Annotated in this window: 26 protein-coding genes and 1 pseudogene; 20 read left to right on the top strand and 7 right to left on the bottom strand. The window is 59.7% G+C overall.

What is annotated here, in order from left to right; genetic code table 11:
* Positions 1–49: 49 nt before the first annotated feature.
* The 4 genes and pseudogenes from ACS4NR_RS13765 to ACS4NR_RS13750 form a co-directional block, all read right to left on the bottom strand.
* Positions 50–430: pseudogene (locus tag ACS4NR_RS13765) on the bottom strand (Rho termination factor N-terminal domain-containing protein).
* Between the two features lie 135 nt (positions 431–565).
* Positions 566–820, bottom strand: a complete 255-nt coding sequence (locus ACS4NR_RS13760) for a hypothetical protein (RefSeq protein ID WP_095137223.1) — start codon at positions 818–820, stop codon at positions 566–568.
* 44 nt (positions 821–864) lie between these two features.
* Positions 865–1,209: a hypothetical protein gene (locus ACS4NR_RS13755; protein ID WP_047598772.1), complete on the bottom strand. Its 345-nt coding sequence runs from the start codon at positions 1,207–1,209 to the stop codon at positions 865–867.
* Between the two features lie 97 nt (positions 1,210–1,306).
* Complete coding sequence (locus tag ACS4NR_RS13750; RefSeq protein WP_456017688.1) at positions 1,307–1,960, bottom strand: HD domain-containing protein; 654 nt, start codon at positions 1,958–1,960, stop codon at positions 1,307–1,309.
* A gap of 215 nt (positions 1,961–2,175) precedes the next feature.
* Between ACS4NR_RS13750 and ACS4NR_RS13745 the strand changes: the two genes are divergently transcribed.
* The 5 genes from ACS4NR_RS13745 (at position 2,176) to ACS4NR_RS13725 (ending at position 5,200) form a co-directional block, all read left to right on the top strand.
* Positions 2,176–2,655 carry a GNAT family N-acetyltransferase gene (locus ACS4NR_RS13745; RefSeq protein WP_007961964.1) on the top strand — a complete coding sequence of 160 codons (480 nt, stop codon included), beginning with the start codon at positions 2,176–2,178 and terminating at the stop codon, positions 2,653–2,655.
* Between the two features lie 158 nt (positions 2,656–2,813).
* Positions 2,814–3,476 (top strand): hypothetical protein, encoded by a 663-nt coding sequence (locus tag ACS4NR_RS13740; RefSeq protein ID WP_456017687.1) that lies wholly within the window; start codon positions 2,814–2,816, stop codon positions 3,474–3,476.
* On the top strand, positions 3,473–3,967 hold the full coding sequence (locus ACS4NR_RS13735) for a PAAR domain-containing protein (protein ID WP_108588821.1): 495 nt from the start codon (positions 3,473–3,475) through the stop codon (positions 3,965–3,967). Before ACS4NR_RS13740 ends, ACS4NR_RS13735 begins: the two co-directional genes overlap by 4 nt.
* Positions 3,968–3,972: 5 nt before the next feature.
* Positions 3,973–4,713, top strand: a complete 741-nt coding sequence (locus ACS4NR_RS13730) for an alpha/beta hydrolase (RefSeq protein ID WP_456017686.1) — start codon at positions 3,973–3,975, stop codon at positions 4,711–4,713.
* Complete coding sequence (locus ACS4NR_RS13725; protein ID WP_456017685.1) at positions 4,706–5,200, top strand: hypothetical protein; 495 nt, start codon at positions 4,706–4,708, stop codon at positions 5,198–5,200. Before ACS4NR_RS13730 ends, ACS4NR_RS13725 begins: the two co-directional genes overlap by 8 nt.
* Positions 5,201–5,243: 43 nt before the next feature.
* Here the strand turns inward: ACS4NR_RS13725 and ACS4NR_RS13720 are convergent, their stop codons facing one another.
* Positions 5,244–5,690, bottom strand: a complete 447-nt coding sequence (locus ACS4NR_RS13720; protein ID WP_027612381.1) for a hypothetical protein — start codon at positions 5,688–5,690, stop codon at positions 5,244–5,246.
* Positions 5,691–5,881: 191 nt separating this feature from the next.
* Here ACS4NR_RS13720 and ACS4NR_RS13715 point away from each other — a divergent pair, with 191 nt between their 5' ends.
* From ACS4NR_RS13715 to ACS4NR_RS13695, 5 genes are all read left to right on the top strand, one after another.
* On the top strand, positions 5,882–6,871 hold the full coding sequence (locus ACS4NR_RS13715) for a 2-dehydro-3-deoxygalactonokinase (protein ID WP_456017684.1): 990 nt from the start codon (positions 5,882–5,884) through the stop codon (positions 6,869–6,871).
* Positions 6,872–6,890: 19 nt separating this feature from the next.
* Positions 6,891–7,511 carry a 2-dehydro-3-deoxy-6-phosphogalactonate aldolase gene (locus tag ACS4NR_RS13710; protein ID WP_456017683.1) on the top strand — a complete coding sequence of 207 codons (621 nt, stop codon included), beginning with the start codon at positions 6,891–6,893 and terminating at the stop codon, positions 7,509–7,511.
* A gap of 48 nt (positions 7,512–7,559) precedes the next feature.
* Positions 7,560–8,708: a galactonate dehydratase gene (gene dgoD, locus ACS4NR_RS13705; RefSeq protein ID WP_007961968.1), complete on the top strand. Its 1,149-nt coding sequence runs from the start codon at positions 7,560–7,562 to the stop codon at positions 8,706–8,708.
* Positions 8,709–8,881: 173 nt separating this feature from the next.
* The gene (locus ACS4NR_RS13700) at positions 8,882–10,186 is read left to right on the top strand and encodes an MFS transporter (protein WP_166496881.1); all 1,305 of its coding nucleotides are present in this window, start codon (positions 8,882–8,884) and stop codon (positions 10,184–10,186) included.
* A 60-nt stretch (positions 10,187–10,246) separates the two neighbouring features.
* Complete coding sequence (locus ACS4NR_RS13695; protein ID WP_095137235.1) at positions 10,247–11,050, top strand: IclR family transcriptional regulator; 804 nt, start codon at positions 10,247–10,249, stop codon at positions 11,048–11,050.
* Between the two features lie 4 nt (positions 11,051–11,054).
* Here ACS4NR_RS13695 and ACS4NR_RS13690 read toward each other — a convergent pair whose 3' ends face one another.
* Entirely contained in the window at positions 11,055–12,107 is a 1,053-nt protein-coding gene (locus tag ACS4NR_RS13690; protein ID WP_095137236.1) for an NAD(P)-dependent alcohol dehydrogenase, read from the bottom strand.
* Positions 12,108–12,297: 190 nt separating this feature from the next.
* Between ACS4NR_RS13690 and ACS4NR_RS13685 the strand changes: the two genes are divergently transcribed.
* Positions 12,298–13,188: an AraC family transcriptional regulator gene (locus ACS4NR_RS13685; RefSeq protein ID WP_007961974.1), complete on the top strand. Its 891-nt coding sequence runs from the start codon at positions 12,298–12,300 to the stop codon at positions 13,186–13,188.
* Positions 13,189–13,372: 184 nt separating this feature from the next.
* On the opposite strand, the gene ACS4NR_RS13680 is transcribed toward ACS4NR_RS13685, so the two are convergent.
* Positions 13,373–15,037, bottom strand: a complete 1,665-nt coding sequence (locus tag ACS4NR_RS13680) for an electron transfer flavoprotein-ubiquinone oxidoreductase (RefSeq protein WP_027612388.1) — start codon at positions 15,035–15,037, stop codon at positions 13,373–13,375.
* A 525-nt stretch (positions 15,038–15,562) separates the two neighbouring features.
* Here ACS4NR_RS13680 and ACS4NR_RS13675 point away from each other — a divergent pair.
* The 9 genes from ACS4NR_RS13675 (at position 15,563) to ACS4NR_RS13635 (ending at position 22,599) form a co-directional block, all read left to right on the top strand.
* Entirely contained in the window at positions 15,563–16,312 is a 750-nt protein-coding gene (locus ACS4NR_RS13675) for an electron transfer flavoprotein subunit beta/FixA family protein (protein WP_003226982.1), read from the top strand.
* Between the two features lie 2 nt (positions 16,313–16,314).
* Entirely contained in the window at positions 16,315–17,244 is a 930-nt protein-coding gene (locus ACS4NR_RS13670; protein WP_041069267.1) for an electron transfer flavoprotein subunit alpha/FixB family protein, read from the top strand.
* A gap of 80 nt (positions 17,245–17,324) precedes the next feature.
* Positions 17,325–18,146, top strand: coding sequence for a substrate-binding periplasmic protein (locus ACS4NR_RS13665; protein ID WP_456017682.1), 822 nt, complete (start codon positions 17,325–17,327; stop codon positions 18,144–18,146).
* Positions 18,147–18,155: 9 nt separating this feature from the next.
* Positions 18,156–18,512, top strand: a complete 357-nt coding sequence (locus tag ACS4NR_RS13660) for a DUF4398 domain-containing protein (RefSeq protein ID WP_178083262.1) — start codon at positions 18,156–18,158, stop codon at positions 18,510–18,512.
* On the top strand, positions 18,509–19,321 hold the full coding sequence (locus tag ACS4NR_RS13655; protein ID WP_456017681.1) for an OmpA family protein: 813 nt from the start codon (positions 18,509–18,511) through the stop codon (positions 19,319–19,321). Before ACS4NR_RS13660 ends, ACS4NR_RS13655 begins: the two co-directional genes overlap by 4 nt.
* 201 nt (positions 19,322–19,522) lie before the next feature.
* Positions 19,523–20,962: an aminotransferase-like domain-containing protein gene (locus ACS4NR_RS13650; RefSeq protein ID WP_064588649.1), complete on the top strand. Its 1,440-nt coding sequence runs from the start codon at positions 19,523–19,525 to the stop codon at positions 20,960–20,962.
* Between the two features lie 78 nt (positions 20,963–21,040).
* Positions 21,041–21,532 carry a translation initiation factor 2 gene (locus tag ACS4NR_RS13645; RefSeq protein WP_456017680.1) on the top strand — a complete coding sequence of 164 codons (492 nt, stop codon included), beginning with the start codon at positions 21,041–21,043 and terminating at the stop codon, positions 21,530–21,532.
* A gap of 165 nt (positions 21,533–21,697) precedes the next feature.
* Positions 21,698–21,952, top strand: coding sequence for a YkgJ family cysteine cluster protein (locus ACS4NR_RS13640; protein WP_027612393.1), 255 nt, complete (start codon positions 21,698–21,700; stop codon positions 21,950–21,952).
* A 41-nt stretch (positions 21,953–21,993) separates the two neighbouring features.
* Entirely contained in the window at positions 21,994–22,599 is a 606-nt protein-coding gene (locus ACS4NR_RS13635) for an START domain-containing protein (protein ID WP_456017679.1), read from the top strand.
* The last annotated feature ends 89 nt before the right edge of the window (positions 22,600–22,688 follow it).

Genomic DNA, 22,688 nt, shown 5'->3' with positions numbered 1-22,688 from the left:
AGCGGGCTTGCTCGCGAAGAGGCCACACGGCTCAGCACAAAAAAATGGATCAGCCCGCTTTGCGCAACGCCGCAATCAACTCATCCTTGCGCATCGAAGAACGCCCGGCAATGTTCTTCGCCCGCGCCTCCTTGCGCAGACTGTCTACGGTCTGAGTATCCCGCGAGGCCTTGCTGTCACGCGCCTGTCCCTCGCGACTGGCCACTGCGCGTCGCGACGACTCCTTGCGATCTTCGGACTTGGCACTCGCCGGTTTCTTGCGTCCGGCCCCGCCAGCCTTTTCGCCGCCGCCCGACTGTTTGTTGACCGTCGCCCAGGCCCGCGCTTCGGCTGCATCCTTCGACAAGCCTTTTTGCTAATAGCTGTGTTCGATGTGTTCGGCCTTGCGCTTCTGTTCGGCGGTGTATTTGTCTTTGCTTCCACGAGGCATGGGATTTCTCCTTGCATCAGTAGACGGGTTTCATGTGTAGGAGCTGCCGAAGGCTGCGATCTTTTGATCTTGAAGTCGAAAGATCGCCGCCTGCGGCTGCTCCTAAATGATCATGCGTTCACACAACCACAGCTTCTAGACATCAAGCTTGCGCGCCGCTTCGACGCCCGCCGCACTGAGCTTGATCGGCAGATTCAACGAGTGTTCGCCGGCCTCGTTGCAGGTCACATGACCGTGGTGGATCAGTCCGCGATCCTGCAGAGAGGCGAGGGCGCTGGCCACTACTTTCTCGCCGCGATAATTGTCCAGCACCTCTTTGCCCAGTCCGCTTGGATGGGCGTGCAGCAGGCGGGTGAGGACTTCTTTTTCCAGGTTTTTATCGACGTTCATGGTTACCTCTTCATGGATGTGAATAGGACGCTCGCGTCGGCGAACTACTGGCCGCCGCCCTCGGAGCCCGAGCCACCGGTGGTGGTTTTCGAGCCGATGCCGGGGCCGGCGTTATCGGGTGTAGCGGGGGAGTCAGGGGTGTTCATGCCACCCTGGCGGCCGGGGTCACTGCCTTGGGTGCGCGGGTCGGTGCCAGTGGCGGGTGGCTGATTGATCAAGGGTACGCCAGAGCCATCGGTGTTCATGCCGGGGGCACTGTTGATGGCGGGCGCGCGTGGCGGTGGAACCGGGTCGGTGGGGCCTGTGCCCGCTGCGGTGGTAGAGGCGGCAAACACCGCAGGACTCAGCAGGGCGGCGAAAACGAGGGCAGTCAACCTTGACGGGATCATAGGGCTTCTCCAGTGATTGGAATCCTTACCTGTCTTTGGTCTGCCCTTGAATCGGATTGGTGCCTGATGAACGACGAACGGTCGAGACACATCGCTATCAGTCGAGGCCGATTTCCTCCTTGAACTGCTCCATGAAGCCCTTCAGGCGCTGATGGCGGATCTGCGCCAGACGCTGACCGGCGCCAGTCTGGAAACCATCGGCGAGGTGCAGCAGCTTGGTCTGGAAGTGGTCGAGGCAGAAGCGTGTGTCGTCGTAGTCGCGCTCCTTGGCTTCAGGGTCCAGCGGGTCATACAACGCACTGCCCATGCGCCCGGCGACGTAGAAGGTGCGGGCAACGCCGAGCATGCCCAGCGAGTCGAGCCGGTCGGCGTCCTGGACCAGTTTCGCTTCGAGGGTCAGCGGGGTGATGTTGGCGGAAAAACTGTGTGATTCGATGGCGTGGGTGACGGCGGCGATTTTGCTTTCGGGCCAATCCAGATCGGCCAACACGTTGGCGGCTTTTTCTGCGGCGAGACGCGAAGCCTGCGAGCGCAGCGGCGAGTTCTTCTCGACGGATACGCAATCGTGCAGCAGCACGGCAGCGAGCAACACTTCCAGGTCGCCACCTTCCTCGGCCTGCAAGGTGCGGACGTTGTGCCAGACCCGTTGCAGGTGGGCGAGGTCGTGGGCGCCGTCGTCGCCGGGTTCGAGGGCGTGGGGCAGCAGTGCTGCTGCGAGCGCCGCCACGGGCATAAAAATCTCAGTGTTCATGAGCATCCTTTCAGACTGTCGAAGTTCCGGTGGGAGCGGGCTTGCTCGCGAAGGCATCAATCCAGTCGCCATCATTGTCGTCTGTCAGAGCGCTTTCGCGAGCAAGCCCGCTCCCACATTGCAATATCGGAGCAGGATATTCTCTGTGTTGCCATGTGACGAGCGCCGTCCGTGGCCTTAGTATGGCGCTTTCCATTTTCCGACAAGGCCCGTCCATGACGATCGAAATCCGCCCGGCGACCCCCAGCGATGCACCGCAAATCCTCGCCTTCATCACCGAACTGGCAGATTTCGAAAAGGCCCGTCACGAAGTCATTGCCAGCGTCACCGACATCGAGCGCAGCCTGTTCAGCGAAGGCGCTACCGCCCACGGCCTGATCTGCCTGCGTGACGGTGTGCCGATCGGTTTTGCAGTGTTCTTCTTTAGCTATTCGACGTGGCTCGGCAGCAACTGCCTGTACCTCGAAGACCTCTACATCACCCCCGAACAACGCGGCGGCGGTGCCGGCAAAACCCTGTTGCGGCATCTGGCGAAAATCGCCTGCGACAACGACTGCGGACGCTTCGAATGGAGCGTGCTGGACTGGAACACTCCAGCCATCGAATTCTACAAATCCCTCGGCGCGCAACCGCAGGAAGAGTGGGTGCGCTATCGCATGGATGGCAAGGTGTTGCGCGAATTTGCCGAAGGCTGAGGAGATGATGGCAACCCGATGTTGAAGTGATTGCCGCCACCGCTCTAGTCCGGCATTCTACGCGCCATTTTTGCGCGCTCACGGACGACACCTGCAATGCTTCTGGCAATACTTCTCCACGCCCGTGGAGCCTTCGCTGCGTCACTGAGTGACCGGCGATGAGCGGACTGCGGGCGTCAATGCGTCTGTATGGCCTGGTGAAAAACTCAGGCTGCTCTGACAACCCTCAGCGTCAACCGGTAGACATCCTGTGCATCGTCAATCGCACGGGCGGCAAAGCCATTCGTGCGTTTGTGTCGCGGCTCGACGCCGAACTCATGACACGCAGCGCCGGCCTGGGTGACTACCGTGTGATCGCGTTACGCCACTTCGAGCCGAATGCGTTTATCGACGCGCATCGGGGCTGGCTGACGCTGCACATCTGTTGCGGTTTCGTCGCCCCCGCCAGCCATTCGTTGCTCAAGGACGGCGCGTTGATGCCGATGGGCTGGTACGTCTATTCCGAGATCGGCCAGTGGACTGCCGAACATCATCTGGACCTCGGTGTGCAAATGGCCGATCTGCTGCAAACGGCTTACGAGCGTAATCACCTGCGCAATTACAACGCCTGGCTCAACGAACTCGACGACGCCGCGCCGGCCGAACTGGCCTGGCAAACCGACCAAGCCTGGCGACATCTGCAAACTGCCACATCCCCCGACAGCCGTGAGCACTGCCACGCACTGTTCGACCCTGTCGACAACCGCTGGCGCTTCGCCGCGACCGACATCGACATCCATCAGCCGCACTCGGAACCTCTGAAGCAAGGAGCTTTGAATTGAGTGGTAAACCCGCCGCCCGTGTCACCGACCCGACCGCCTGCCCATTGCCAGGCCATGGCACCAACCCGATCGTTTCCGGCTCGCCCGACGTCTTCTTCGACGGCCTCGCCGCCGCGCGCATGACCGACAAATCAGCCTGTGGCAGCCCGATCACCGGCGCTGTTTCCGGCACCGTATTCATCAACGGCCTGAACGCCGCCACGCTCGATAGCACCGGTGGCCACGGCAATGTCGTGGTCGGTGGTTCGGGCACGGTGATTATTGGACAAAGTGGCGGAGGGGCAGCGTTCAGTGGGTTGTTGCCGATGCCGGTGCATTTCAATGATCGGATGCAAGTGATTAACGAGATAACGGGGGAGCCTATGGCTAATCATCCTTACGCGATTCAACGCGGCGATGGGCGTGTAGAGCATGGCATTACCAATGACGCGGGTTTCACTCATACGGTGAGCTCGCACATTCCCGAATCCATCAAGTTGTTCGTGGAGTAGTTTGGATGACTGCTGAAAATCCTGATTTGAAGGGATGCCAGAGGCTAGTGGTAACGCACGATTTGACCTGTAAAACCGATGGTGCTGTTAAGCAGGCTACAGTTGCTCCGAAGAAGATCGTCCTGTTTTTTGTGGGTGGGGCGGGGGATAAAGAAAGTTATTACGGAACCGGACCTAATAATAACGTTGCGGAGGCCCGCAAAATTTTTGTGAAGAATATGGATGCAGAGGGGATTTGCGCGGATAGGTACGACGCACACCATATTGGCTACAACTCTTTCGTCAGTGAAGAAGGGCTGAAGGCAACCGTACTGGATAAAATTTCAGACCTTACGACACCGGTCTACATTATCGGACACAGCCTGGGAGGGTGGAACGGAGCTCACTTATCAAAAGTCCTCGCCGACAAGGGGTATCGAATTCCGGTACTGGTTACTCTTGATCCGGTCGGGGAAGGGCAGATCGTATGGGGTATTTCCAATATCTATCAGAAAGAGCCCGCGCCTAAGGCTGAATATTGGGTGAATGTGAGAGCCGATGCCAAGGACTGGAATTTTTCCGACCTGGTGGCTGATTTCGGAGAACAGTGGGATATGAAGCACGGTCCGAACATGAATGGCAGGGTTGACGTGAACCACGCTGATGCATGGGCCATTTATATTGCCGATCTTGGCGCCGGGATGTCAGCCAGAGATGTTCTGATGGAATCGGTGGTGTTGCATTTTAAAGGAAGGAAATGTGCGTAAGTTAATTCTGATTTTGATGTTTTCGATGTGTGCTTCATGTGCGATCAGCCACGGAAAACCTACTGCCAAAATCGAGTATTTGGGGGTGGAGCGCTACTTGGATCGAAACATTTACCAAGTCAGTTTTTCGTCCGACGTCGATGTCGACAAGCTCTTCAAGTCCAAGATAAGTCAGTCGCTGCTTTGTGCTTTGGGGGAGAGTAGAGATTTTTCGCAGTCGCGCAATCTGAATGAGTATGGTGAAGGATGGATTGAGCCTCTGAAGCCTGCAGACGCATCAACTTTCAAAGCGGATCTCATGTTTTATCGTGTGAAAGACTCAACGAGTGAAACGCTGATGAGCAGCAAGGACTTAAGCACTGTATTAGCGGGGCGAAAAACAATCGCATGCAAAGTCAGAATCAACTCCTACTCCTACAAAATCTACTATTCAGAAGTGATGAATATTCCTGTTGCTGAGCTGCTAAAGGAAATTGACAAGTATTGAGATCGGGCTTCTTGCCTGATCACAGGAAGCCTTGTTCTGATGCTTACTTCTCTGCGGATTCCCAATGACCGCTGAGCAATCCATCAAGTGTCTTTCGCACGGAAATCTTGAAAGCCCCGGCCTTCTCTTCATCGAAGGCCGCTTTCCAGTAGGTGTAGCCCTCACTGAAATCCGGAATCTGCGCCGTTTCTCCCACGCGGTGAGTCAGACTGCGCTGCAAAGCCTCGCTTTGAAAAGGCAGGTGGGGCATTGCGGTGAACTCGCCTCCGGTGACCGGATTGGTCATCCGAATGCCATCAACGCGGATATGCACGACGGTGCCGTAGTGCGGATAGCTTTCGATTTTGAGGATGGTCAAGGTCGAGGCTTCTTCACCCGGCCGGGTTTTGTAGGCCCAGATGTCGCCCTCCTTGATAGCGGGCAAGGCGCTGGCAATTGCCGCGAAGCAGAGTGCGCTGCAGAGCAGTAACGCCTTTAAAGCGGTTTTCATTTTTTCTTCCTTGAACCTGTCGAGAGCGGTCGTCGCGTGAATGGGGATCGGCATTTTAAAGATTTGGCAGAGAAACGGCTGTTACACTTGTAAATCCCATAATATGGGAATGATATTTATATATTGAGATTTTCCTGCGCCAAGGTTTATAGTCCGTCGCACTCACTGCCAAAAACAAAACAGGTGAAGCGATGCAGGCGCAATTGATCGCGCTCGACTGGGGGACGACCTCATTACGTGCTTACAAACTCGCGGCGGGCGGGGTGGTGCTGGAGCAGCGTGCGCTGTCGTCCGGGATCATGCAGTTACCGAAGACGCCGCGAGTCATCAACGGTGGTGAATGCGCCGACGGTTTTGAACTGGCCTTCGAAGAGGCGTGCGGCGACTGGCTTGATTCGCAGCCGGATCTGCCAGTGATCGCCTGCGGTATGGTCGGCAGCGCCCAGGGCTGGCGCGAAGCGGCTTACTGCGAGACGCCGGCGAACGTCGCCAATCTCGGAAATTCCCTACAAACACTGGTCAGTCTGCGCGGCACGCGGGTGCACATCGTGCCGGGTGTGATTCAACGCTCACGCCTGCCCAACGTGATGCGCGGTGAAGAAACCCAGGTCCTCGGCGTGCTGCAGAACTTGTCGGCCGAGGCGGGCGGCGATCTGTTGATCGGTCTGCCGGGCAGCCACTCCAAGTGGGTCGAAGTGGTCGAGGGCTGCATCACGCATTTCGATACTTTCATGACCGGCGAAGTGTTCGCCGTGCTCAGTGAACACAGCATTCTCGGGCGTACCCAGCAACAGGGTGCGGCGTTCGACGGGCTGGCGTTCGACCGTGGCGTGCAAGTGGCGCTGTCGGCGGACGGCGAACTGGGCGTGCTTTCCACATTATTCAGTGCCCGCACCCTCGGCCTGACCGGCGAACTGGCGCCGACGGCGCAAGCGGATTACCTGTCCGGGCTGATGATCGGCCATGAGCTGGCGGCACTCGCCACAGTTCAGCGACGCCGCCGCAACAGCGTGCATCTGCCCTCGATCATCCTCATCGGCAACGCGCAACTCTGCGCCCGTTACGGCCGTGCCCTCGATGCCTGCGGTTTCGCTCGCATCACGCTGGCCGAGCAGGCCACCGAGCGGGGCCTGTGGCAACTGGCGCTGGCCGCCGGGCTGCTCGATTCCTCATCACGTTAACCCTGACTGGAGGCCTGACATGCTCAAGCAAGCATTGGCACAAAACGGTCTGATCGCAATCCTGCGTGGCCTGCATCCGCAGGAAGCCGCTGCTGTCGGAGAAGTCCTGTATGCCGCAGGATTTCGCGTCATCGAAGTGCCGCTCAATTCCCCGTCGCCGTACGAAAGTATTCGCATCCTGCGTCAGTCCTTGCCCGCCGATTGCCTGATCGGTGCTGGCACGGTGCTGACCCCGGAGCAGGTCGAGTTGGTGAAAGAGGCCGGCGGCCAGGTGATCGTCATGCCGCACAGCGACGCCAAAGTGCTGCGTGCGGCGAAAGCGGCGGGGTTGTTCCTGTCGCCGGGTGTCGCCACGCCGACCGAAGCGTTCGCGGCGCTGGAGGAGGGCGCGGACATTCTCAAGCTGTTCCCGGCCGAGCAGATGAGCCCGGCGGTGATCAAGGCATGGCTCGCGGTGTTGCCCTCCGGGACGGTGCTGGCGCCGGTCGGCGGGATCACCCCGGACAACATGCAAGCGTTCATCGACGCTGGTGTGAAAGGTTTCGGCCTCGGTTCCGGCCTGTTCAAACCGGGCATGACGACTGAGCAAGTGGCGGCCAATGCCAAGGCCTACGTGGCTGCCTGGAAAGCCCTTCGCTGAGATTTATCCGGCGCTGCGTGCGCTGCATCTAACAAGAGAGACAAGCAGATGAAAATCACCAAACTCACCACCTTCATCGTCCCGCCGCGCTGGTGCTTCCTCAAGGTCGAAACCGATGAGGGCGTGACCGGTTGGGGCGAGCCTGTGGTCGAAGGCCGCGCGCACACCGTTGCTGCTGCCGTTGAGGAATTGTCCGACTACCTGATCGGCAAAGACCCACGCAACATCGAGGACATCTGGACGGTGTTGTATCGCGGCGGCTTCTACCGTGGTGGCGCCATCCACATGAGCGCGCTGGCCGGTATCGACCAGGCGCTGTGGGACATCAAGGGCAAGGCCCTCGGTGTGTCGGTCAGCGATCTGCTTGGCGGTCAGGTGCGTGACAAGATTCGCGTGTATTCGTGGATCGGCGGCGACCGTCCCGCCGACACCGCGCGTGCCGCGAAAGAGGCGGTGAGCCGGGGTTTTACTGCGGTGAAAATGAACGGCACCGAAGAGCTGCAATTCCTCGATTCCTTCGAGAAAGTCGATCTGGCCCTGGCCAATGTCGCCGCCGTGCGTGACGCGGTCGGGCCGAACGTCGGTATCGGTGTCGACTTCCATGGCCGGGTGCACAAACCCATGGCCAAGGTGCTGATGAAGGAACTCGACCCGTACAAACTGATGTTTATCGAAGAGCCGGTGCTCAGCGAAAACTATGAAGCGCTTAAGGAGCTGGCGCCGTTGACCAGCACGCCGATTGCCCTCGGTGAGCGGCTGTTCTCGCGCTGGGATTTCAAGCGGGTGTTGAGCGAAGGCTACGTCGACATCATCCAGCCGGATGCCTCGCATGCCGGCGGTATCACCGAAACCCGCAAGATCGCCAACATGGCCGAAGCCTACGACGTGGCGCTGGCGCTGCATTGTCCGCTGGGGCCGATTGCGCTGGCGGCGTGCCTGCAACTGGATGCGGCTTGCTACAACGCGTTCATTCAGGAGCAGAGCCTGGGTATTCATTACAACGAGAGCAACGATCTGCTCGACTACGTGAAGGATCCGCGGGTGTTCGACTACGACCAGGGCTTCGTGAAGATACCGAACGGGCCGGGGTTGGGCATCGAGATCAACGAGGAATACGTGATCGAACGCGCGGCGGTCGGCCACCGCTGGCGCAATCCGATCTGGCGTCATGCCGATGGCAGTTTTGCCGAGTGGTGAGTCTCTTCTGACCCACCACAAATCTCCTGTAGGAGTGAGCCTGCTCGCGATGGCGTCTTGTCTGACACATCAATGCCGGATGTGCCACCGAATCGCGAGCAGGCTCACTCCTACAGGGATTAGTGCAAGGCCTCAGGCCGACCTCAAATAATCATAAGAAGAGGCACCCCCCCATGCCAACGCAAACCCTCACCGGGCAGGCGTCTTTAGTCACGCCTAGCCGTAAGCGTTTTTTCATCATGGTGCTGCTGTTCATCACCGTGGTAATCAACTACCTCGACCGCAGCAACCTGTCGATTGCCGCGCCCGCGCTGACCAGTGAACTGGGCATCGACCCGGTTCACGTCGGGCTGATTTTCTCCGCATTCGGCTGGACCTACGCCGCGATGCAGATCCCCGGCGGCTGGCTGGTGGATCGGGTGCCGCCGCGCATCCTCTATAGCGTCGCGCTACTGCTGTGGTCGCTGGCCACGGTGCTGCTCGGCTTCGCTGCGAGTTTCATTGCGCTGTTCGTGCTGCGCATGGCGGTCGGCGCGCTGGAAGCGCCGGCCTATCCGATCAACAGCCGCGTGGTCACCACTTGGTTTCCCGAGCGCGAGCGGGCCACGGCGATTGGTTTCTACACCTCCGGGCAGTTTGTCGGCCTGGCCTTTCTGACCCCGGTGCTGGCCTGGCTGCAACATGAATTTGGCTGGCACATGGTGTTTGTCGCGACCGGTGCGGCGGGCATCATCTGGGCGGCAATCTGGTACGCGGTGTATCGCGAACCGCGGGATTTCAAGGGCGCCAACGACGCGGAGATCGACCTGATCCGCGAGGGGGGCGGACTGGTGGATATTCAAGCACAGACGGCCAAAACCTCGTTCAGTTGGACCGACCTCGGTATCGTCCTGAGCAAACGCAAATTGTGGGGCATCTACCTCGGCCAGTTCTGCCTGAACTCGACGCTGTGGTTCTTCCTGACGTGGTTCCCGACTTACCTGGTGAAGTACCGTGGCATGGACTTCATCAAGTCCGGCCTGTTGGCTTCGCTGCCGTTTCTCGCGGCGTTTGTCGGCGTGCTGTGCTCGGGATTCTTTTCTGACTTGCTGATCCGCCGTGGCTGCAGCGTGGGCTTTGCGCGCAAGTTGCCGATCATTGGCGGGCTGCTGATTTCCACCTCGATCATCGGCGCCAATTTCGTTGAATCGACACCGCTAGTGATTGCCTTCCTGGCGTTGGCGTTTTTCGGCAACGGGCTGGCCTCGATCACCTGGTCGCTGGTCTCGACCCTCGCTCCGGCGCGGTTGCTGGGGCTGACCGGCGGGGTGTTCAACTTCATCGGCAACCTGTCGGCGATTGCCACGCCGATCGTCATCGGGTTCCTCGCCAGTGGTGATTCGTTTGCCCCGGCGATTACCTACATCGCGGTGCTGGCGCTGATCGGTGCATTGTCCTACGTGCTGCTGGTGGGCAAGGTCGAACGTATCGAGTTGTAGTCGTCTGCGTCGGGCGACCATAATGCCGCCCGTTCCCTCGCTCAACGGTAAAGGCTGGATATGCAGGAAGACGCCCCGGAAAAAACCAAGGACGCCGCACCCACCGGCACTCAGACGCTGCTTCGCGGCCTGGGTGTGGTGCAGGCGGTGGCCAGTGGCGCCCGCGATCTGAAAGAGATTGCCCGGCTGATCGGCACCACGCGCAGCACCACCCATCGTCTGGCCAGTTGCCTGGTCGACGAGCGCTATCTGCGCGTGGTGCCACAAATCGGCTATCTGCTGGGGCCGAAGTTGATCGAACTGGGGTTTCAGGCGCGCGAAGAGTTGCCGCTGGTGAGTCTGGCCGGGCCGTATCTGGACGAGTTGTCGGCGCTGACCGGCGACACCGTGCACCTGGGCATTCGTGAAGGCGACGAGGTCTTGTATCTGCTGAAGAATCCGGGGCGCAACGGCCCGGAAATGCGTTCGCGGGTCGGTCACCGGATGCCGTTGGCACGCACCGGGATCGGCAAGGCCTTGATGCTCGATGATTCACCGCAGGATTGGCAGCGCCTGTACGACATCAGCCTGCCGGCGGGTGGGAAAAGTCAGTTCTGGCCGCAGCATCCGCAGCAGTCGTGGGAACAGCTCGAACAGCGCATGGCCGAGTACGTAGCCGGTGGCTACGCCTTCGATCTGGAAGACAACGAACCGTCGATCCGCTGCGTGGCGGCGCCGATTCGTGATGCGAGCAAGCGCATTGTCGCGGCGATCAGTATCGCCAGCACCGTGCCGTACATGCCGCTGGAAAAAATGGCCGAGCTGATTCCCCTGATCAAAGGGGTCACAGCCCGGCTGTCGGCGGAGCTTGGCTTGAAGGTCTGAGGCCTTAAACCTTGAGCGTCGCCATGTCGATCACGAAGCGATACTTCACGTCACCGGCAATCATCCGCGCGTAAGCCTCGTTGATCTGGCGGATGTCGAGCATTTCGATGTCGCAGGTGATGTTGTGCTCGGCGCAGAAATCCAGCACTTCCTGGGTTTCTGCGATGCCGCCGATCAACGAGCCGGCCAGTACGCGGCGGCTCATTACCAATTTGCCGGCGTGTACCGGCGGATCAACCGGTTCGATCAGACCGACGATGATGTGCACGCCGTCGAAGCGCAGGGTGTCGAGGTACGGGTTGAGATCATGCTGCACCGGAATGGTGTCGAGCAGGAAATCGAAACGGCCTGCGGCGGCGGCCATTTGCTCGGCATCGGTGGAGACGATCACATGATCGGCGCCCTGACGACGACCTTCCTCGGCCTTGCTCGCCGAACGGGTGAACAGCGTGACTTCCGCGCCCATCGCCTTGGCGAACTTGATGCCCATGTGGCCGAGGCCGCCCATACCGAGAATCCCGACCTTGTCGCCGGCCTTGACCCCATAGTGCTTGAGCGGCGAATAGGTGGTGATGCCGGCACAGAGGATCGGCGCGGCGCTGGCCAGGTCGAGCTTCTCCGGGATGCGCACCACAAAGTGTTCGCTGACCACGATGCTGTCCGAATAGCCGCCCATGGTGTTACTGCCATCGACCCGGTCCGGGGTGGCGTAGGTCATGGTCGGGCCTTCGAGGCAGTATTGCTCAAGGTTCTGCTGGCAGGCGGCGCAGGTGCGGCAGGAGTCGACCATGCAGCCGACCCCGACCAGATCGCCGACTTTATGTTGAGTGACGTTCGCACCGACGGCGGTGACTTTGCCGACGATCTCGTGGCCGGGCATCAGCGGATAAACCGCGATGCCCCATTCGTTACGCGCCTGGTGGATGTCGGAGTGGCAAACGCCGCAATACAGGATCTCGATCGCCACGTCGTCAGCGCGTGGGCTGCGGCGTTCGAATTTCATCGGGGCGAGGGGAGTGGTGGCCGATTGAGCGGCATAACCGATAGCGGTGTACATAAGAAACCTCGCAGAAGCAGTGACAGGTGAGGTGGCGCATTTTGGGCGCCGTCTGCCGCTGCGGCCATGACGATTCCTCCGGGTCTCATGCCTAATCCTCCGGCATGCAGGTCTGGGCAAGCGCATTGGCAAAAGGATCTGCGATGATGCTTGCATGCCTTTTTCCGTGACTTTTTTGAAGACCCCTCCGATGCAGTTGACCCGTCACCTTGATGCCAATGCCACGCTGGTTTCGCTGATCGAGCCGCTGGCGCTTTGCGATGGTTACAGCCAGACCGGGCTGCCCGGCGTGCAGGTGTTGCGCGCCAGTTGCGACGTGGCGCGTGGCCCGCACATTTATGAGCCGAGCCTGATGATCATCGCCCAGGGCAGCAAACTGGCGTTCCTCGGCCCGCGCACCATGGAATATGGCGCCGGGCATTACCTGATTCAGGCGCTGCCGGTGCCGTTCGAGTGCGAAACCTTTGCCTTGCCGGATGCGCCGTTGCTGGGGGTTTCGGTGGCCATCGACCGGGTGCTGCTCGGCGAGCTGGTGCTGGCCATGGGACTGGCGCCGGGGCGGCATATTCCGGCGCAAACGCCGGAGTCGATGACCTCGGTGGTGCTCGACGATGACATGCGTGGCTGCGTCGAACGCTTGTTGCGCTGTCTGCACGATCCGCTGGAGCGGCAGATTCTCGGGCCGGCGCGGGTGCGTGAATTGTTGTTCACTGCGTTGCGCGGGCCGCAGGCCGATGTGTTGCGCGCGCTGGTCGAGCAGCAGGGACAGTTCGCCCGGGTCGCGGCGTCGATCAGTCATCTGCATGCGCACTACACCGAGCCGCTGAACGTCGAGACTTTGGCCAGTTGCGCGAACATGAGCGTGTCGTCCTTTCACGAACACTTCAAGCGCAGCACGCTGTTGTCGCCGGTGCAGTATCTGAAGCGCTTGCGCCTGCTCAAGGCGCAGACCTTGCTGGTCGCCGAAGGGCTGGGCGTGGCGCAGGTGGCGCATCGGGTGGGGTATCAGAGTACGTCGCAGTTCAGTCGCGAGTACAAGCGCTACTTCGAGCGCAGTCCTGGCGATGAACGCGTTGCCTGATTCGACGATGATTCCCTGTGGGAGCGGGCTTGCTCGCGAATGCGGTGTATCAGTCAATGAATGGGCTGAATGACACACCGCATTCGCGAGCAAGCCCGCTCCCACACAAGTCATGTAGTGTGGAAAAAAATCAGGACAACAAAAAGGCCCCCGTTTCGGGAGCCTCGTTGTTCAGCGATACGCCTTACATGTTCGGGTAAGTCGGGCCGCCAGCGCCTTCCGGCGTGACCCAGGTGATGTTCTGCGAAGGGTCCTTGATGTCACAGGTCTTGCAGTGCACGCAGTTCTGGGCGTTGATCTGGAAGCGTTTTTCGCCGTCTTCCTTGGTGATCACTTCATACACGCCGGCCGGGCAGTAGCGCTGCGCCGGTTCGTCGTACAGCGGCAGGTTCTTGCTGATCGGGATGCTCGGGTCGGTCAGCTTCAAGTGGCACGGCTGTTCTTCTTCGTGGTTGGTACCGGAGATGAACACCGAGCTCAGTTTGTCGAAGCTGAGTTTGCCGTCCGGCTTCGGATAGTCGATCTTCTTGCAGTCGGCCGCGAGCTTCAGGCAAGCGTAATCCGGCTTGGTGTCGTGCAGGGTAAACGGCAGTTTGCCGCCGAAGATGTTCTGGTCCAGCCAGTTGAAACCACCACCGACGATCGCGCCGAACTTGTGGATCGCCGGGCCGAAGTTACGGCTGGCGAACAGTTCGTCGTAGAGCCAGCTCTTCTTGAACGCGTCGACGTAAGTGGTTAGCTCCTCGGTGCCATCCTTCTCGGCGAACAGTGCGTCGGCCACCGATTCAGCGGCGAGCATGCCGGACTTCATCGCGGTGTGGCTGCCCTTGATCTTGGCGAAGTTCAGGGTGCCGAGGTCGCAACCGATCAGCGCGCCGCCCTTGAAGACCATTTTCGGCAGCGAGTTCAGGCCACCTTTGCAAATCGCGCGGGCGCCGTAGCTGACACGCTTGCCGCCTTCGAGGTACTGAGCCAGCACCGGGTGGTGCTTGAGGCGCTGGAACTCGTCGAACGGCGACAGGTAAGTGTTGCTGTAGGACAGGTCAACGATCAGACCGACCACCACTTGGTTGTTTTCCAGGTGATAGAGGAACGAGCCACCGGTATTTTCGGTGCCCATGATGTCCAGCGGCCAGCCGGCGGTGTGCACCACCAGGCCTGGCTGGTGTTTGGCCGGGTCGATTTCCCAGATTTCCTTCAGGCCGATGCCGTAGTGCTGGGCGTCGGCATCGCTGTCGAGGTTGTAGCGCTTGATCAGCTGCTTGCCGATGTGACCACGGCAGCCCTCGGCGAACAGCGTGTACTTGCCACGCAGTTCCATGCCCGGGGTGTACAGGCCTTCTTTCGGGTTGCCTTCGCGGTCGACGCCCAGATCACCGGTGATGATCCCGCGCACGATGCCGTTTTCGTCGATCAGCGCTTCCTGAGCGGCGAAGCCCGGGTAGATTTCCACGCCGAGGTTCTCGGCCTGCTGGGCCAGCCAGCGGCACAGGTTGCCGAGGGAAATAATATAGTTGCCTTCGTTGTGCATGGTCTTGGGCACAAAGAAGTCAGGGATTTTCTGCGCACTGTCGGCGTTTTTCAGCACGAAAATGTCATCGCGGGTGACCGGGGTGTTCAGCGGGGCGCCGAGTTCTTTCCAGTCCGGGAACAGTTCGTTCAGAGCGCGTGGTTCGAACACGGCACCGGAAAGGATGTGCGCGCCGACTTCGGAGCCTTTTTCGACCACGCAGACGCTGATTTCCTTACCGGCTTCGGCGGCCTTCTGCTTCAGACGGCAGGCGGCGGACAGGCCAGCGGGGCCGGCACCGACGATGACCACGTCGAATTCCATGTATTCGCGTTCCACAGGCTATCTCCTACTCAAGGCTCAACAGTTTTTTTTCTAATTTGGAGGTTCGGTGTCGTATCCGTTATTGCCTTTACGTTAACGTCAAGGGTAATAATGGGCAAACCACCTTTCTCTCTAGGCGGCGCATTATATCTACACCACTCCGAGCGTCCAATACAAACGTTTGTTTGAATCGGCTCCAGCCCAGAGAAATCAAAGAAGCGCGGCTTATGAACGGCCATTTTGCCGTATTGACCGGAATAGGCGTTCCGGTCAAGATACGGGCGGTTTTGCGCTCGCCGTAGGCAGACTGGCGGTTTCAAGAGCACCTCTAAAGACAGGGCACAGGCAGTACAGGGTGATGCGCAGCGCAAGTCCGGCGCGCAGTTTACACACCGTGCGATTCAATGACTGGTTGGTCACCACTGACGAACGGTCATCGCCCCCAGCCGGCGTTTTTAGAGGTGCCCTTGTGCCCGATGAGCATCAACCGCCAGGTTCGCCTAGGCGACTTTCTTTTCACCGGAGAGTAACGAGGAATCCATGAAGGTTCTTGTAGCTGTCAAACGCGTTGTGGATTACAACGTCAAGGTCCGCGTCAAGGCGGACAATTCCGGCGTAGACCTCGCCAACGTCAAGATGTCGATGAACCCGTTCTGCGAAATCGCAGTGGAAGAAGCCGTACGCCTGAAAGAGAAAGGTGTTGCGACTGAAATCGTCGTCGTCTCCATCGGCCCGTCCACCGCTCAGGAACAGCTGCGTACCGCACTGGCTCTGGGTGCCGACCGCGCCATCCTCGTCGAATCCGCTGAAGACCTGACTTCGCTGGCCGTGGCCAAGCTGCTCAAGGCTGTGGTCGACAAGGAACAGCCTCAGTTGGTGATCCTGGGCAAACAGGCCATCGACAGCGACAACAACCAGACCGGCCAGATGCTCGCTGCACTGAGCGGCTACGGTCAGGGCACTTTCGCCTCGAAAGTCGAAGTTTCCGGCGACAGCGTTGCCGTGACTCGCGAAATCGACGGCGGCGCGCAGACCGTTTCCCTGAAACTGCCGGCCATCGTCACCACCGACCTGCGTTTGAACGAGCCGCGCTACGCGTCCCTGCCAAACATCATGAAAGCCAAGAAGAAGCCTCTCGAAGTGCTGACTCCGGACGCTTTGGGCGTTTCCACCGCCTCCACCAACAAGACCCTGAAAGTCGAAGCGCCGGCTGCACGCAGCGCAGGCATCAAGGTCAAGTCGGTGGCTGAACTGGTCGAGAAACTGAAAAACGAAGCGAAGGTAATCTAATCATGACTATCTTGGTAATCGCCGAACACGACAACAAGGTGCTGGCCCCGGCCACACTGAACACCGTGGCTGCTGCTGCCAAAATCGGCGGCGACATTCACGTGCTGGTTGCAGGTCAGGGCGCTGGCGCCGTGGCCGAAGCCGCTGCGAAAATCGCTGGCGTGAGCAAAGTCCTCAACGCTGACAACGCCGCTTACGCGCATCAGCTGCCGGAAAACGTTGCTCCGCTGGTTGCAGAGCTGGGCGCTGGTTACAGCCACATCCTGGCTGCCGCCACGTCCAACGGCAAAAACATCCTGCCGCGCGTTGCCGCTGCGCTGGACGTTGACCAGATCTCCGAGATCATCTCGGTAGAAAGCGCCGACACCTTCAAGCGTCCGATCTACGCCGGTAACGCCATCGCTACCGTGCAATCGACCGCCGCGATCAAAGTGATCACCGTGCGTGCCACCGGTTTCGACCCGGTTGCCGCTGAAGGTGGTTCGGCAGCTGTTGAAGCCGTAGCGGCTGCGCACGACGCCGGCACTTCCAGCTTCGTCAGCGAAGAACTGGCCAAGTCCGATCGTCCTGAGCTGACCGCTGCCAAGATCGTCGTTTCCGGCGGCCGCGGCATGCAGAACGGTGACAACTTCAAACACCTGTACGCCCTGGCCGACAAGCTGGGCGCTGCCGTCGGTGCTTCGCGTGCCGCAGTCGACGCAGGTTTCGTACCGAACGACATGCAGGTCGGTCAGACCGGCAAGATCGTTGCGCCACAGCTGTACATCGCCGTCGGTATCTCCGGCGCGATCCAGCACCTGGCCGGCATGAAAGACTCCAAAGTGATCGTTGCGATCAACAAGGATGAAGAAGCGCCGATCTTCCAGGTGGCCGATTACGGCCTGGTGGCGGATCTGTTCGAAGCGGTACCTGAGCTGGAGAAGCTGGTCTAATCCGGCGGCTTCACTTATAAAGAGCCCGGCCTTCTGGTCGGGCTTTTTTTTGTCTCGAATTTGAGTGGGAGTGTTTTGCCATGGAGCTGCGCCGCGGGTTGTTACTGGGATTGATCCTGTTGCCGGGGATGGCTGCGGCTGCCGGCAAATGCGAGCGCCTCGTCGTCACCGGCAGCCCGGATGCGCCACCGTACCTGTGGCAGGACCCGCAGAATCCCAAGCACTTGATCGGCGCCAGTGCCGATCTGTTGCAGCAAGTGGCCAAGGATCTGGGGATCAAGGTCGAGCTGCTCTACGCCGGCAAACGCGCGCAGGCCCTCGATGAAGTGCGCAGTGGACGCATGGACATGCTGGCCGACACGCCGCTGATGTTCAACGAGCTGGAAAACCTCGACTACATCTATCCGCCGTTGCTGGAAAACGACTATCTGGTGTGGACGCGCAAAGGCTCGACGCTGGCCTACAGCGAAGCCAAAGACCTGCACAGGCACACCGGCGGGCTGTCGGAAAAGTCTCGAATGACCCAGGCATTCGGCACTTTCGCCGAGCAGAATCTGACCCTGACGCGGACGGCAAACCTCACTCAGGCCTTTCAGAAACTTCTGCTGGGCGAAGTCGAATATGTACTCGCCGGGCGCTACTCGGGCATGGCCGCCGCGCAGGCATTGGGCATGGCCAATGATCTGCTGGCGTTCGAGCAACCGATCGACCGACCGGGACTGTTCCTCGCGGTTTCGCACAACTCGGCCTGCAACGATCCGTGGTTGCGCGGACAGCTCGCTAAAAAGATGACAGAATTGCCCGCGTCCGGACTGACCGAAGCCGCGCTGCAAAGCAACATCGAGCGCTGGAAGGCGCAGCAGCAACAGCCGCAGCCACCTGTCAGTGCCCCAAAACAGTAGGGATTCTTAGTGAGTATTCGACCTCTTTTCGCGGCCATGGCCGTTCTGGCCCTGGCCGGCTGCGCCAACGACCCGGCACCCAATGAGCAAATGCGTCTGACCGAGCAGGCCATCACCCAGGCCAGGGCTGTCGGTGCGACCGCCGATGAAGTGCCGGAAATGAAACTGGCCGAAGACAAGTTCAACCGGGCCAAAGGCAACATGACCGACGAGTCTTTCAAGAACGCCCGCATGCGCGCCGAACAGGCTGAACTGGATGCTCGTCTGGCCGAAGCCAGGGTGCTGACGCAAAAGAGCGAAGAGCAACTCAACGTGCTCAACACCCGCATCATCCGTCTGCGCAAGCAACTGGGAGATGCCCAATGAGCCTCAAGTCCAAAGCCCTCGGCGGGTTGATCCTGGCCGGTTGCGCAAGCCTTTACGGCTGCGCCGGTCAACACGGTGAAGCCGCATTGCAACAGGCCGGCAGTGATTTTCAGAAGGTCAAGGAAGATTCCAACGTGCTGCGTATCGCGCCGAAGGATGTGATCCGCGCCGGTGAGTCGCTGGCCCGTGCCGATCGCCTGTCCACCTATTGGGGCAGTGGCTCGGACGTGGTGCATTACGCCTACCTGAGTCAGCGCTACAGCGAAATCGCCCGCGAACACACCAATCTGGTGCTCAACGAAGAGCGCGCGGCTAAGCTTGAGCTGGAGCGTCAACGCCTGCAACTGGCCCTGCGCGAGTCCAAACTGCTGAGCGTGCAGCAGCAGGGCAAGTGGCTTGAGGAGCAGATCGTTGCGCTGGCCACCACGCAAACCGATCGCGGTCTGGTCATGACCTTGGGCGACGTGCTGTTCGACACCGGCGAAGCGGAGCTGAAAAACTCGGCCAACCGCGTGGTGCTGAAGATCGTGCAGTTCCTGCAGCTCAACCCGAAACGCGTGGTGCGCATCGAGGGCTACACCGACAGCACCGGCGGCAAACAGGAAAACCTCAAGCTGTCGCGTGATCGCGCGCAGGCGGTGGCCGATGTGCTGATGGACATGGGTATCGAGGACAAGCGCATTCAGGTCGAAGGTTACGGCGACGAATACCCGGTGGACGTCAACGCTTCCGAGCGCGGGCGGGCACAGAACCGTCGGGTGGAAATTGTGTTCTCCGACGAAAAAGGCCAGCTCGGCGCCGCCCGCTGAGGGCTGCGTCTCTGGAAAGCCCGGCCTGTCATGCAGTGCCGGGCTTTTTTACGTCTGTCGAATAGCGCGCAAATCCGTACAGTTGTAGCTGACACTGCACTGTACGGTCGACTATGGTGGCAACTGTCCCAGTACACTTCTAAACTGTTCCGGTATTGTTTCACACAAGAATAAAATGCCCGTGAAATCGAGTGCTGCGTCATGACCAACCTCTTGCTCTACCAACGTATTGCTCAACAACTGGCGGAAGACATCCGGCGTGGTGTCTATCAACCCGGAGAACGCGTGCCGTCGGTGCGCAAGATGAGTTCGCAGCTCAATGTCAGCCATGCAACGGTGTTGCAGGCTTACGCCAATCTCGAAGATCAGGGCCTGATCCGCGCACGGCCGCAGTCCGGTTACTATGTGCACCAGACCCCGGCACTGACAGCGCCGACCCCGGACATCGCTCGGGTCGAACGGCCAGGGCTGGTCACCCGCGCCAGCATCATTCAGCAAGTGCTGGTCGAATCCCGTCGCGAAGGGGTGTTCCCGTTGGGCGCTGCGGTGCCGAGTGTCGAATACCTCCCGGTGCGTGCGCTGCATCAGCAACTGGCCAAGGTCACCCGATTCCATAGCCCGCGCGCGTTCAGTTACATGTTCAGCCCCGGTTTCGAACCGCTGCGTCGGCAAGTGGCGATCCGCATGCGCGATGCCGGGGTCGTCGTCGATCCGTCGGAAGTGGTGATCACCCACGGTTGTGTCGATGCGTTGCAGATGTCGCTGCGGGTGCTGACCCGTCCGGGCGACCTGATCGCCGCCGAATCGCCGACCTATTACGGTCTGCTGCAACTTGCCGACCTGTTGGGCCTGAAAGTGATCGAGATCCCCAGCGATCCGGCCACCGGCATGAGCCTCGAAGCCCTGCAACTGGCGGCGAATCAATGGTCAATCAAGGCTCTGGTTCTGACCACTCGCCTGAGCAATCCATTGGGCGGCACCATGCCGGAAGAGCGGCAGAAACAATTGCTGCGCCTGGCCTCGGACTTCGATATCCAGATCGTCGAAGACGACATCTATGGCGAGTTGATGTTCGAACAGGGCCGCACCAAAGCCCTCAAGGCCTACGATCGGCTGGATCGGGTGATCTACTGCTCGAGTTTCTCCAAGACGTTGTCGCCGGGTGTGCGTGTCGGCTGGATGATCGCCGGCAAGTATCAGCAGGAAATCCAGCGTCTGCAGACCTTCACCACGCATTCGGCGTGCAGCGTGACGCAAATGGCGATTGCCGCTTATCTGGAAAATGGCGGTTATGACCGGCATTTACGGTACATCCGCCAGGAATACCGAAAAAACCTCAGCGCGTTCCAGCTGGCGGTGCAGCAGTACTTCCCCGAAGGCACGCAAATGACCCGGCCCACGGGCGGTTTCATCCTCTGGGTGAGTCTGCCGGGCAGGGTCAATACCCAGGAATTGCATGTCCGCGCATTGCAGCAGGGGATCAGCATTGCACCGGGGCTGATCTTCAGTAATACCGAGCAGTTCAACCACTGTATCCGCCTGAACTGCGGCACGCCGTGGAATCGCGAGGCGGAAAGGGCGCTGATGACCCTCGGTTTGCTGGCGACTCAATTGTGTCAGGAAACCGCAGGCGGTTTCTGAACGAGTGGCGCACCGCGCTTGTCTTGTGACGCTCAACAGGCGAGCATATGGCCCTCTGCCGTTAGTGTTGTAGGGCTCATGAAAGCGATTTTGCCTACTGCCTGGATTTTGTTTGGTGTATTGACGATGGGCCTTGCGCCCGGTGTCATGGCAGCCGCCGTTCAGGAAAAGCCTGCGGCGTCAGCTCCGGCGAGCAAAACGGCCAGCAACAAAGCCGTTGCGGATAAAAAAGCTCAGACTAAAAAAGCCCCGCAGAAGAAGGCCGCCCCGGTGAAGAAACGCCCCCCGGTCGCGTCCAAGTCGAAATCGGCCAGTGAGGTGGCGAAAACCCGACTGCCGCCGGCCAAGCTCGATCTGAGTCTGCCCAAGGACATGGTTCAGCAACTCAAACCTGCCGGCACCGTGCCGATGCCGAAAAACGACGCGATCCTGCCGCAGATGTTTGGCGAGAAGAACAGCGGCTTCCAGCTCAACGGCCGCCTGCTCAGCAACGAAATGCAGTTGCAGCTGCGCAACGAAGAGCGCCGCGATGTCGAAGGCGCCGCGCTGGATTTCGAATTCAAACAGTAAATTCAATCGACCCGTGACCCGCAGACCAGACGCTTTGTCGCAGACTGGTCAGTCACATTCAGTTATCGCTAAAAACCCCGGTTCAGGGAATTTGAAACAACCGTTTTAGCGGTTACTCTGTCCGTGTCTCTTTAACACATTGCCCGTCGCGAGGACTTGCTCGTCATGAAATGCCGTGAAGGCTGTGGCGCTTGCTGCATTGCCCCGTCCATCAGCTCTGCCATTCCGGGCATGCCCAACGGCAAACCTGCCGGCGAACGTTGCGTGCAACTCTCGGTCGAAAACCTGTGCAGCATTTTCGGCCAGCCGGAGCGTCCGGCGGTCTGTTCAGGATTCGCCGCCGATGTCGAAGTCTGCGGCAGCAGCTCGGAAGAGGCGATCAGGTTGATCGGCTGGTGGGAGCAGATGACGGCGGCGTGATGTGTCAAACGAACGGAACTTCAACAATAAGGAATAAGACTATGGGTTCGCTGCATCGTATCGCTGTGTTGTGTGGTTTGACCGCTGTGCTGGCCACTTCGGTTGCTCAGGCTGAGGAATGGAAGGTCGCCAAGGAACAGGACGGGATCAAGGTCTCGCTGGCCGAAGTGCCGGGTTCTGATTACAAGTCCTATCAGGGTGTTGCCCTGATGAAGACCACCATTGCCAAACTGCGTGCCTTGCAGGAAGACGTGGCCGGAGCCTGCGCCTGGATTCACGAATGCAAAACCCAGAAGCTGCTCAAGCACGAGGGCGATCAGAGCTGGACCTACACCCAGTTCAATACGCCGTGGCCAGTGACCCCACGTGATTCGGTGTTGCATATCACCACGGTGGAGGGCGCCGATGGCAGCCTGACCCGCAACCTCGAAGGCGTACCGAAGTACATTCCCGAAGAGAAGGGCTTTGTCCGTGTCGCCCAGGTCAAGGGTTTCTGGAAGTTCGTACCCAAAGGTGATCAGGTCGAAGTGATCTACCAGGTGCACACCGAGCCCGGCGGCAGCGTGCCGAGCATGATCGCCAACAAGTTCGTGGTCGATGCGCCATTCAATACGCTGAAAGCCTTGAAGGAACGCGCCGAGAAGTAATTTTCGCGCTCACAGCAAAACGCCCCGACCGAATCGGGGCGTTTTGTTTTGTCGTTATATTGTGTTTCCAGATATGCGTTGGACGAAAT

It is taken from the genome of Pseudomonas sp. JQ36 (genome assembly GCF_053851495.1).
Note: the sequence above shows the minus strand (reverse complement) of the source record. Positions and strands in the feature narration are given on the sequence as shown.